The following is a 12,531-nucleotide window of genomic DNA, read 5'->3' on the forward strand; positions in this document are numbered from 1 at the left end:
CGGTATCCAAAGGTTGGCCAAGGAGGGCATAGAACCGGAGAACCCGGCTATGATAGCCGGGCTATGTGACTTCAAAATGACAGGGTCGAGATGACCGGATTTCTATTCCTTTTCTGCTGTAAGCACTCTAACATTCCTGAATGCGCTTTGGGCCGTGGGTATGGCGATGTCATGATCGTTGATGAAGTTTATGCCGGTGAAATCGCCAGTAAAGTACTCACCGATCGGAATGATGAATTGTCGCCAGTCAGCGCCGTTGTATTCATGGAAATCCTGAATTCCCCAGCGTTGGGTTCCATACAGTTGAAAATTGTACTGGGAGCTGATTTCCTGTTGCTGTACGTCCAGCCCGATGCCGTGTATGTCCCCTTGCGCTCCAGCCCTGAATTCGAATACCAATACGGTCTCGGGTTCGACCCGAATCGCTGCCGTCAGTTGCTTCCAGGTATTTCCGGATAGTTCCAGTGTTCTGCCATCATCAGAGATGTCTGCTGTCCCGTTACTGTCTTGATTCCCGTCGTAGCTGTGCAATTTTGTCGGCTCGATTGCCACTTCCAGGTTTGTGACAGGTGGTTCGGGTTTGACTTCAAACAAGCGAATATTCTTGAATTGGCTGTTTGCTTCAGGCGTATTGACATCATGGTCATTGATTAGGTTGATTCCTTTGAACTCGCCAGTGAAATATTTCCCGATCGGGATTTCGAAAGCAACCCAGTCACCCAGTGGTGGTGATCTGTGATAATTCTGGAGGCCCCAGCGTTGTGTGCCAAACAATTGAAAATTGTAACTTGAGTTGATTTCATCACGGGCGTAGTCGACACCAATACCGTGAATTTCGCCCTCGTGCAGGCTTCTGAATTGAAATTCCAGAACCGTATTTTCGGTAATCGTAAGGGGATACTCGATCTGTTTCCAAAGATTACCCTGAAGTGTTATGGCCAGCCCGTCATCGGAGAGTGCTACGGTTCCGTTGTTATCCTGACTGCTGCTATAGCTGAACAATGTTGTGTCCGATATGGTTAAATATGACGTAGTGTTTCCATCGTTGTTACCGCCGGATGCATTGTCATCAGGTGTATCGTCATCAGGTGGATTGTCATCATTTGGGGGATTGCTGTCGTCAATCGCGATTGAGAACGAGCGCGCTTCCCGGGTTATATTGCCCTGCATATCGGCAACTTCAACGTACACAGTGCCTGGCATCCCGGCTGTTAGTGAAGTAGTTAAAGGTAAGCTGAGAACATTGCCACCCAAATCACTGAACTCTGCGCTCAAGTCAGTCCCTGCAGCAAGGCCGTTCACCTCAAAATCGGCGGTTACGCGCAGGGATGCTCTGTTAATGCCACTGAAAGCGTCCGCAATACCAATTTTGATCGCCGAAGGCGGGACAGGGTTCACGCCAGCTCTGGGTGCGGCAATAGTGAGAGTTGGCCGAAGGTCATCCGAGAACCAGCCGTATCCTTCGTGACTGGAATTGAGACTGAGGTCGATGGGACAGCCCAGATCAATCCAGCGCGCAAAGTTCATTTTTTCATCAATGCTCAATGGTTCAACGCCGTGACCGGGAATAGGCATAACGCTGCCAATAAAATCCAGATCCGAGTCGTTTACTCTGGTGCCCTCCGGTAATGTAGAGCGGTCACCCGGTACTGATGCGCTCGGGTGATCTTCATTGCGCCAACCATCAAGCCGTTCGCCAAATAATTTCCACATTAAAAGACTTCGCCGACTTTGAAATTGTCGCACATAGCGGCTGGCATTGGTTTGCCGCCATTTAGGTTTACTGCCCACGGTGACCAGTGGTGGAATGCCGTATTCAGCATCTTTATCGCTGCAAAGACGTTTGTAGTCTCCGGGCAGCCCGTCAGTCTCGCTGATGTCATCCAATACCAGTTGTGCCGGTATGGGGGTGTTTGAAGCACTATGACAGCTGGTACATTTTTCCTGAAGGACCGGACGGATATCCTGATAAAACTCGATATTCGCCACCGTTTCGGGCACTTTGATTACGTCAGGCTCACCGTTACCGGATTGAGTGATCAAGGGCGTTGACTGGGTTAAATCCCAAATCTCATAATCTGGTTTTGCGGCTGCAGTATCGGAAAATTTCACGGGTTCCTGGCTGTGAGCATGGCACCCGCCACAGTCATTTCGTACTTCTCCGGGACGAACCTGATGCCAGGTCTGGGCCATATTCAAGACCATGCCATTCCGGTCAATCGTCTGGAACGTAAAGGGCGTGTCTGCGGGTATCTTGGCCAGAAAGCTTGTATCCGGGTTACCTTGCGGATCAAGTATGGGCTCGCCGTTTGAGCCAAACTTTCGTAGCGGGATTTCTCCGAGAATTCTCAGGCGCTCGTTTGCATGGTTTTTGAAGAAGATGCCGCCTTGTGGACTGGAATGCGGGCCATATCCCCGATCAGGATTGGGCTCCATCGACAGTATTCTTACCGCCCAAATATCACTGTTGGAATACTGACCGGCATCTGAACCTTGTGTATTCCAGTTTGAGCTTTGGTTATTCTGGCTGGTGTTGAATACATCCAGTCCACTGAAAGGTTTTTCAGCGTCGGCGGCACCTGGAGTGGTTTCTCTGTTATAGAAACTGCTTGTTCCGATCAGACCGTAGGGCGTACCCTCCGGGAGTTGTGCATGTTGGCTCCCGTCATTAGGCAGCCAGGGCAATTTGGCAGGCTCATCGATGCCGTAAATAGATTTATACGGGACAACTGCACGCGGCCAGACTTCATTGTATTGACTATCGTTCTTGATCAATTCCAGCTGCGTTATATCATTCACGGGGTCTCCGTCATGAATGATATAGATTCCCGAATCTACGGCTGGCCATGGCGTGGGACGTTTCAAGCGGTTAACCGGACCATCTGACCAGGCAACCAGTAAATCATTGCCCGGGGCTGCGCTTGGGTGCGTATATTTTCCATATCCATCGGTTGCGGCATCGTCAGCAGAGGACGAAAGTGGTGTGACAGAATACATCCCTTTTGGGGTGAAGGGCATTTGAAAATAACCGTACGCATTTTCCGTGCGTATTTTGGGGTTTTCACTGGCGTTGGCACTATGAAAACGGGGGCCGGTCGCTGATGTTGCCTGAGGAATACGGTATAGTGCACCAAACCCGAAATTGTTCAGGTTGTAATAATCCTCGACGACCAGACTTTGATCTGAAAGTTGAGTCATGAAGTGGAAGGCTTTGGCAAAGCGAAATGCGCTGATCACCGGTTCCCATTTCCGTCCATCAGGCCAAATTGACCATATACCCCAAAGTCTGCGATCTCTTAGCCCCTGGCTCTCGTAGGTACTAAACAGCACCCGACCGTCTGCCAGAGGAGTGGGGTGCAATGCAGAACCGATGCTCATGGGGGCGATGGGGGTTACGTTTTTCCCGTCTTCATCCATTACGAACAGTTGCATGGTCGGAAAGGTATAATTTTTAGTCGGACGAAAGCCATTGCGGTTGCTGGTAAACATGATTTTTCCACCGGCAAGGGGGGCTGGCCCGGTATTTAAAATGCCGTAACCCAATCGGTTTTTACTTCGGTCTGGATTCACCGGGTTGCTTTCATCCCAATCACCCGTGCCGGTGTTGGGTGTGAATTCCTGATGCGTCAGACGTTCAACTTTGCGGGTTGGAATGTGAATCCGATAGATGTCCGAACCCTGCTTCGGAAGGTCACCCCGTTGGGTGTTGAGATTTTCCCGGCGCAAGTCGTGAAACAGGCTGTAGTACACCCATTCACCATCAAATGAGACAAACGGATCCGTTACGGCACCGAATTCGGTATCAACCAGCACTTCTTCGCTGCCGTCGGGATGAAGTAGTATCAAGTCCGAATTGGGCTCGAGTCGGCCTGGGTGGAACACCTCGGGCCAGACAATGTGTGCGTCGTCTCCATTGCGGGGTTGTTTGACATACACGATGTCGTAATTGACTGCCGCGAAAATGGTGTTCGACAGCAGTAACAGCGCACAGGTGAGTGCGGATAGCAGGTGTTGTTGTATTCTGAACATAACTAATCCCTTTAGTTAGCTTCCCTGATGTATTACGGTAGCAAAGCATACCGGAATGTTATTTTTGGGCAACCATCAGTTCCGCGCTTAGACGGTTTTCAGTCTAGTTCCTGGATCATGGGGATCAGTGTGGCAGTGTGCACACGAATACATTACTTTACAGAAAAGAGTTCAGTTAATTTGGCGTAAGTCTCAAATCTGATCACTAAGGAGATTATCGGGATGGCAAAGGAAGAAAATCGCAAAGCGGTTAGTAACGAAAATCACAAAGAAAATAAAAAAACGAATGAAGATAAAAAGTGGTCGATTCGAAATCTTATCACCGATTTACGGGATGATGCCCTGGATACGGTTGCCGGCACCGCAATCAGTCTTATCTTGAAGTTGGCTCGCAATGTTTTGTTTGATAATAAATCGTTAGCAAAAATGCCGGATCGGCAACTGGAACTGTTATCTCAAACAGGGCACTATGTGCGCGATTTGCGGGAGGTTGCAGGTTTGACAGTTGATGATCTGGCCGATGCCATCGACCTGTCTGACAAGTCCATACTCGAAGCAGTGGAGGCAGGTACCGCGACCCTGTCTTTTGAATTGATCCTGCGCTTGTCTGCTGTTTTGGCCCGTTATGATCCAGTACCTTTCATTTTACAATTTATTCGGACCTACAGTCCGGAAACCTGGGAGATGCTCGACGACTGGGGCATTGCTCGAATACCCATGCAATTCGAGCGAGAACGCCGGTTTGTCAGTATATTACGACGTCATCATATTGCCCGTGAGCTAACGGACGATGAATTTATGGATTTGCTAAAATTGACCGATGATGCGTTTAGAGTGGGATTGAACTGGTATCATCGCAAACATCCGGAGTGGAGTTCTGATCGAGATGATCCTGCGCCTCTGGATGTCGATCTGGCACCGGCGACCTTAACCTCAGGTGAGAAAGAAAATAATTCAAGTGACGCTGAACAAGGCGTAAAGCCGAAGTTGAAAGGGAAGACATCAAGCAAAAGTGAAGCCTCAACTAAAGGATGAAACACTGAACCATGTTCAATAGAATCAAATCTGAATCAGGTGGCATCGCTTTTTTCAGGTTCCAGTTACTCGGAGGGGGGGATCTTTGAGTGTATCCTTGAGTTATGAAATGCTTGACGCGATAGCCGACACCTATATTCCCTTATTAGCACTGATTTCAATATTTTTGTTGGTTCGTCTGGGGATGCATCGTGACTGGAGGATGTTGGCCCGTCAGCTCGGCGGGCTGATTTTCAGTTTGTTGTGTGCCTACGGCTTGATGCTAGTGGACTTCTTACTAACAATTTGGGCTCACGTCGGGATGGACTACAGCACCCACACCGCTGTTGCGTTAGTATTCGTGATCCATTTAACGATGTGGTGGAAACGTATGTGGAGGCTATGGTGGCTGTCCTTCTTGGGCTACCTGGCACTGATGTTTTATCAGCAGTATCACACGGTAGCGGACATGTTCTCTACGGGGGTAGTGATCTGCATGTTATTTGTACCGTTGCTGCGCTATGCCGTTAAGACCAGGCTTGACGCAGATACCAAAGCCAAAGGCCGACGTGCTGACTTGGTCTATCGAGCGGGCCCGTGACTGATGGATGCCTATGTCCTGTGCCAGCCAGGGGGGATATTTATATATCAAGCACAGATACTGCAGGCTATACAGCATGCTCATAGTGCTTTGCAGTTGGTCATTCCCGCCGGTGAATTAAGCTTGCAGATCTCGGATGACACGTTTACCACGCCCTGTTTGATCGCATCGGATGTCGAGCATTGCCTGACCATGGCAGGTGGTTGGGTGATACTGATAGAACCTCAATCGAGTTTAGGAAATGCTTTGGCTGGTCTATTGCAAGGTAGCAAGGTTGTTCGAATGACGTGGGGCAGTGTTGCCAATGTAAAGCCGCCTGAGCCTGAGCGTGTTGCAGAATACGGGGTGCTGGCCTGGTCCTCATTTTTTGAAGGGCTTGGAATTGCAAATACCGCTTTTTCGCATTTGCTGAATATGGACGGAAAGTCCCTTGACCCACGAATTGCAAAGATTATCTCGTTTATGAATCGTTGCTTTTCGGAAGATTGCGTCAAGCCCCAGCATTGGCGAGCGGCAATGGTGGCCGGACAAGTCAATCTTTCTGAGGGGCGCTTTTTGCATCTGTTCCGGCAACAAATGGGAATTGCCTGGCGGCCCTATCTTCTTTGGCGCAGATTATTGTGCGCAGTGGTTCTGTTACAAAAAATTGGCAACGCAACAGAAGCCGCCCACGCTACCGGTTTTTCCGACAGTGCTCATCTGAGTCGCACCTTCAAAAGCAAATTTGGTTTGACGATTCGGCAGGCTGCTCTGCTGTTTAAAGTGTCATCCTAGACTTGTTTTTAGCGCCGAAGCTGTCGTGTTTTTGCCCGTGTTTAGCCAGTTTATTCAAGTTTGCTCCCTTTGTTTCTTTGTACACTGAGTTGAACTTAACAAACCAAGATAGAGGTATCACCTATGGGGGCGCAAAAACAAATGACATTTCTGGCTAAATCAAATGCTACGCAAGTGCAATCGAAGAAAAGTGGCGTTCTGCAGGTCGAGGATTTATCTGCTTATTTGAGAACCTCAACCATGATCGACTTTCAACACCCGGCGATACAGCAATTAGTTAATGACAAAGGCTGGCGAAACCTTAACGAATATGAGGCCATTGGCGAAGTTTACTATTTTGTCAGGGACACCATTAAGTTTGGCTATAACCGTGATGATACGCTGAAGGCCAGTGAGGTGTTGCATGATGGATACGGTCAGTGCAACACAAAAGGCACACTATTGATGGCTCTATTTCGGGCAATTGGTGTACCTGCCCGGTTTCATGGATTCACGATTGATAATCAGCTGCAAAAAGGGGCGATACCGAAGTATCTCTTTTTATTTGCGCCTGAGCGGATTATCCACAGTTGGGTGGAGATTTTCTTTGAAGGCCAATGGCTGGACATTGAGGGTTATATCATTGATCAGCGATACCTGGCGCAAATTCAGGCTCGATTTGCAGATCAATGTGATGGGTTCAGTGGTTATGGTATTGCGACAAACTGCCTTGCGAAACCGTCCAACGAGTGGCGGGGACAGAGCAACTATATTCAGCGGGATGGTATCGTTGATGACTTTGGCACTTATGTTGATCCGGATTCGTTTTATGGGCAAATAGGCACCAACCTGAGGGGCATCAAAAAATGGTTGTTCCGCTATGTGTTACGGCATTTGATGAATCGAAATGTCCGGTGCATTAGAAAACGGGGTCTGAAATAGGTCTCCGCTGAATTCGACTAAACTGAAGTGAATATGAAACGTCATCAGACGCAGTACTCAAATACAATGTAGATCTAGGGAGTACAAATGAGCATCAAAATTCAGGTACTTAAAACGGATATAACCACCTTGGACGTGGATGCAATTGTCAATGCCGCGAACAATTCACTTTTGGGTGGCGGGGGCGTGGATGGCGCTATTCATCGGGCTGCGGGCCCGGACTTGTTGGTGGAGTGTCGTGGGCTAAGAGGTTGTGAGACCGGGCAGGCGAAAATCACCAAAGGATACCGTTTACCTTCTCGGTTTGTTATCCATACCGTCGGACCGGTCTGGTCAGGCGGGCGACAGAATGAGCCTGAATTATTGCGCAGTTGTTATGAGAGTTCGTTGCGTCTGGCGGAGAAACATGAGCTCGAAAGTATTGCGTTTCCTGCGATCAGCTGTGGGGTCTATGGTTATCCCATTACCCAAGCGGCAAGTATTGCCATAAGTACAGTCCGGGCGTTCGGTCAAACAGCAATCAAATTGGAGAGAGTGGTCTTTGCCTGTTTTGGTGATGATGTGTTCAATGCGTTGGCAAAGCTGGTTTAAGGTCTTAAATTTGACCTGGGACAGTAAAATTAGTGGTTCGAGACGATGGATATACCCCTGAGGCGGTAGAAAAAAAGAATCATGACCATATAATTTTATACAATACCTATAAATAAACTTTAGTGATCGATCTTGATTGCGTACACGCCGTAATTCGTTAGGAGAAACTGAATGACAACCCCTCAGCCAGGCATTTTTGTGGAAGGCAGCCGGTTTGGCCAGTTTATGGAATATACAATTAAAGCGGGAGTCGCACTCAGTGAGATTCGCGCGGATCTGGATCGTATTGTCCATTCCGGCCCTCGCTCGGTAAATCTGGTTGCAACCTTTGGCTATAACCTCTGGCGTTTGCTGAATCCGGAGGCAATTCCTGAAGGGTTTCGCAGCTTTGAAACCCTGAAAGACGATAACGGAGAGGTCGTTATCCCGTCTACTCAAGGTGATATTATGCTTTGGGTGCATTCTGATGAGCATGACGATTTGGTGGATGCGGTCATTCGTATTAACGAGTTGATGGGGCAGATCGCGACCTTGCAAACCGATGTTTCTACTTTCGTGTACCGTGATTCCCGTGATCTTACGGGTTTTGTGGATGGCTCTGCCAATCCTAAAGGCGATGACCGATTGCCTGTGGCGTTGATTCCCGATGGTGAGGCAGGGGCATCTGGTAGCTTTGTGTTGAGTCAGAAGTGGAACCACAATCTTCAAGAATTCAACAAATTGAATGTGCCCGAGCAGGAAGGCGTTATTGGCAGAACCAAGTCGGACAGTATCGAGCTGGAAGGCGATGAAATGCCGCCAACATCTCATGTCAGCCGAACTGATTTCAAGGAAAACGGTAAAGCGTACAAGCTCTACCGTCGAAGCATGCCGTTTGCGGACGGTCACCAGAAAGGTTTGTATTTTGTGGCATTCTCCTGTGAGCTGGAGCGTTATGATGTGCTATTAAATCGAATGGTGGGTCATTGGCAGGATGGTTTGAAAGACCGGCTGATGGAGTTCACCAAGGCAGAAAAATCATCTTTTTGGTTTGCGCCTTCGATGGATGACCTTTCCGCAGCGTTGCAGCGTTAAGCGCGAGCAGACTTAGGGTCTGCTGACCTTTTTGGATACCATTGCGCGCAGGGCGGCGGGTTTTACCGGTTTGTTCAGAAACTGGTAGCCCCTGCTCAATGTTTCCTGCTTCAATTCATCGGCAGTCACAGCAGTGACTAGAATTCCCGGAATCCGTGGACTTCGTTGACTGTTGAGGTTATCCAGAACATCGAGCCCGTTTTCATCGTTATCCAACTGATAATCTGCCAGAATGATCTCCGGTGTGAAATGGCGCAGGCGATCTTGAGCTTCGGTCAGGCTCATTGCTGTTTGCACCTCGCAGTGCCATCCCTGGAGCAGTGCTTTCAAGCCGTTCAGTATGTGAGCATCATTGTCGATGCACAAAACTCGGAGGTTTTCGATGCTGCCAGGTATGCGCGCTTCGATTGTGGGTTTAATTTCTGCACTGAGTTGACCGTAAGGCACTGTGACTGAGAACACACTGCCTTTGCCCAGCCAGGATTGGACTTCGACGGGGTGGTGCAAAACATGGCTGATTCTATCCACTATTGCTAAGCCCAGTCCGAGACCTTTCTTGTCCTGATTTCGGTTCAGGCGTTTAAACTCCTCAAAAATTTGTGTCAGTTGATCCTCCGGAATACCCGTCCCGGTGTCCCATACCTGAATCTTCAGATTATTTTGTTGTCGTCGGCAACCCAGCACAATGCGACCGGACTGGGTGTAGCGACAGGCGTTGGACAGCAGGTTTTGAATCAAGCGACGCAGCAGTTGTAAATCGCTCCGGACAACAGCAGAGGAATGAATAACATGGAGTGTCAGGTTCTTCTCGGCAGCGATTGCTGAAAACTCCGCATCCAGTGGTCGCAATAGATCGGTAACGGTAAACGCACTGAATTGAGGTTCCAGTACGCCTGCATCCAGTTTGGATATATCCAGCAAAGTGTTGAGGATTTCTTCTGCTGCGGATAGTGAGCTGTCAATGTGGGCCAGCAGCTCTCTTTGCTCTTCCGGACAGTCTTCTTTTGCCTGAAGTGCAGATGAAAACAATCGTGCAGCGTTCAACGGTTGTAATAGATCGTGACTGGCCGATGCCAGGAAGCGAGTTTTGCTCTGGTTTGCCTGCTCGGCTACGGCTTTTGCCTTGCTCAGCTGTGAGTTCAGATAGGATAGTTCATTGGTTCGTTCTGTTACACGCTGTTCCAGATAAATGTTCGATTCTTTTAAGGCCTGTTCTGTTTTCCGCATTCGCGTAATGTCGGCGAATGTTGTAACGAAGCCCCCACCGGCGGTGGGCGTGCCCTGGATCAAGAGTACGCTACCATCGGGCCGCTCCCGCTCGTATTCATGGGTTTCCGAGGTTTGCATCAGTTCGATCCGGTTTCTGATGAGTTCATCGATCTTTTCACTGGGTATACCGGCCAGGATCAGGTTGAATCGAACCAGATCTGCAATAGGGCGCCCGACTCGGACAAAACCTTTGGGGTAATTGAACAGCTCCAGATAGCGTTGGTTCCAGGCAACGAGTCGCTGTTGATTATCGACTACACTGATGCCCAGGCTGATGTTCTCGATAGCGGATTGTAAAAGATCCCGGTTAAACTGCATGACCTGGGAGGCTTCATCGACGATGCTGACCACATCTTCGATTTGCATGTCACGACCTTTCAGGGTTGAATCCAGAACTACCCGCGCGGTTGAGGATCCGATTACACTGGCGAGCTGGCTTTCAATGTAGCGGAGTAGCTCTCTTGTGGCTTTTTTTCCAGGGCTCAATCGGGTGAGGAAGCGTCGTTCGTAGTAATCAAGAATACTTTGTGCTTTTTCGGGGCCAAGAAATCGCTCTGCGACAGCTTGCAGGTCACGAACGGTTGCTTCACCGACCAGCTCATCTTCATGAGCAGAATGATCTGATTCCTGAAAAAATGCGGCAACCTGAATACGCTCTCTTACTTTTTGTCGGGTGAACATGGAAAAAATAATATAGCAGAGGGTATTGAGGCCGAGACTCCAGATCATGCCTTGGGTTACCCGACTGGATTCACTGATATCCTCGGATTGACTAACCCAGTTTAAAGGTGTACTGACGCCAAACTCGAAAACTTCCGCGGGGACCCGGTCTGCAAGCGCCAATGTGGGCAGCAAGAGCGTGATAAACCAAACGGTGAACCCGACCAGAATGCCAATCATCGCTCCCTGATAATTCCCTTGGCGCCAAGTCGCCCCGCCAATCAATGCCGGCGCAAACTGGGCGGCGGCCGCAAATGACAACAGACCAAATGAGGTGAGCGTGGCATGTGCTGCGGCGATTCGGTAGAAGCCATAGGCGCAAAGCAAAATAATCAGTATGGCCACCCGGCGGGTTGCAATCAGCAGGGGACCAAGATCTCTGCGTTTTTTTAAACGTTCGCCAAAAAGTGTGAGCAGTCCTGGAATCACAATTTCATTACACACCATCGTACTTAACGTGACGGCAGATACAATTACCATGGCTGTTGCTGCAGAGCCCCCACCGATGAAAGCCAGAATACTTAACCATGAGGGGCCATTTTGCATCGGCACACTGAGTACAAATGTGTCTGTATTCATTTCTCCCAGTGGAAAAGTCAGCATGCCTGCGGCGGCGATCGGAATCACAAAAATACTGATCAGTACCAGATAGATTGGCATTAACCAGCGTGCCACGTTCATGTCTTTCGCGTCGTAATTTTCAACCACGGTGACATGAAACTGCCGCGGCAGGCAGATAATTGCACACATCGCGATCAGGGTTTGGGTTAGAAAGGTCGTTGCGTCGACGTTCTGTACCACAAAGGATTCGACGCTGATTTTCTGTGAAAGCTGAAGGAAAATGTCATCCATACCCTGATAAAGGAAATAGCAAACAAATATACCCACCGCTAAAAAGGCCACGAGTTTGATAATGGACTCCAGGGCGATTGCCTGCATCATGCCTTGGTGGTGTTCTGTTGCTTCGATGTGTCGGGTGCCAAATAGCAGCGCAAACAGCGCCATGAGCAAGGCGCTGTACCACGCCGGATCTACGCCAACGGGAACCTGTTGAATATTGATTCCGGTTGAGCCCGTTGTTAAAAGGCTGTAACTCATTGCGACCGCTTTTAACTGGAGCGCAATGTAAGGCAGTATGCCAATCGTAGCAATGGTGGTGACCATCACAGCAAGCAATTGGGACTTGCCGTATCGGGAGGCAATGAAGTCGGCGATGGATGTGATATTTTGTCTTTTGCTCATATTGATGATGCGTTGAATGAGCGGCGTGAAGAAAATGATAAAAAGAAATGGCCCCAGGTAGATTGGCAGAAACCCGATTCCCTCGTTTGTTGCTCGACCAACTGCACCGTAAAATGTCCAGGACGTGCAGTATACCGCAAGGGATAGGCTGTAAACTGTGGCGCGATACAGTGGCCGTGTGGGGAGTGAAGCCATTTTGTCGCCATAATAAGCTGCCATAAAAAGGGCCAGCGCATAGAAGACGGATATCCCGATCAAAATCCAGCCCGGTATCATAATCCTCTCTCTTGGTCGGT

8 protein-coding genes are annotated in these 12,531 nt (G+C 49.1%); 6 read left to right on the top strand and 2 right to left on the bottom strand.

Annotated features, from left to right (window positions below; all coding sequences use genetic code 11):
• Positions 1-102: 102 nt before the first annotated feature.
• Positions 103-4,029: an HzsA-related protein gene (locus OLMES_RS09935; RefSeq protein WP_087461123.1), complete on the bottom strand. Its 3,927-nt coding sequence runs from the start codon at positions 4,027-4,029 to the stop codon at positions 103-105.
• 222 nt (positions 4,030-4,251) lie between these two features.
• Between OLMES_RS09935 and OLMES_RS09940 the strand changes: the two genes are divergently transcribed.
• The 6 genes from OLMES_RS09940 (at position 4,252) to OLMES_RS09965 (ending at position 9,004) form a co-directional block, all read left to right on the top strand.
• The gene (locus OLMES_RS09940; RefSeq protein WP_087461124.1) at positions 4,252-5,064 is read left to right on the top strand and encodes a helix-turn-helix domain-containing protein; all 813 of its coding nucleotides are present in this window, start codon (positions 4,252-4,254) and stop codon (positions 5,062-5,064) included.
• An 85-nt stretch (positions 5,065-5,149) separates the two neighbouring features.
• Positions 5,150-5,644, top strand: coding sequence for a hypothetical protein (locus tag OLMES_RS09945; RefSeq protein ID WP_157678241.1), 495 nt, complete (start codon positions 5,150-5,152; stop codon positions 5,642-5,644).
• A gap of 3 nt (positions 5,645-5,647) precedes the next feature.
• Positions 5,648-6,418, top strand: coding sequence for a helix-turn-helix transcriptional regulator (locus OLMES_RS09950; protein WP_087461126.1), 771 nt, complete (start codon positions 5,648-5,650; stop codon positions 6,416-6,418).
• A 123-nt stretch (positions 6,419-6,541) separates the two neighbouring features.
• On the top strand, positions 6,542-7,339 hold the full coding sequence (locus OLMES_RS09955) for a transglutaminase-like domain-containing protein (RefSeq protein WP_232465310.1): 798 nt from the start codon (positions 6,542-6,544) through the stop codon (positions 7,337-7,339).
• Between the two features lie 87 nt (positions 7,340-7,426).
• A complete protein-coding gene (locus tag OLMES_RS09960; protein ID WP_087461127.1) occupies positions 7,427-7,930 on the top strand; it encodes an O-acetyl-ADP-ribose deacetylase in 504 nt (167 codons plus the stop codon).
• Between the two features lie 171 nt (positions 7,931-8,101).
• The gene (locus tag OLMES_RS09965) at positions 8,102-9,004 is read left to right on the top strand and encodes a Dyp-type peroxidase (RefSeq protein WP_087461128.1); all 903 of its coding nucleotides are present in this window, start codon (positions 8,102-8,104) and stop codon (positions 9,002-9,004) included.
• Between the two features lie 12 nt (positions 9,005-9,016).
• Here the strand turns inward: OLMES_RS09965 and OLMES_RS09970 are convergent, their stop codons facing one another.
• Positions 9,017-12,511 (bottom strand): NahK/ErcS family hybrid sensor histidine kinase/response regulator, encoded by a 3,495-nt coding sequence (locus tag OLMES_RS09970; RefSeq protein ID WP_087461129.1) that lies wholly within the window; start codon positions 12,509-12,511, stop codon positions 9,017-9,019.
• Positions 12,512-12,531: the final 20 nt, after the last annotated feature.

Origin of the sequence: Oleiphilus messinensis (genome assembly GCF_002162375.1) — a bacterium.
Lineage (GTDB): Bacteria > Pseudomonadota > Gammaproteobacteria > Pseudomonadales > Oleiphilaceae > Oleiphilus > Oleiphilus messinensis.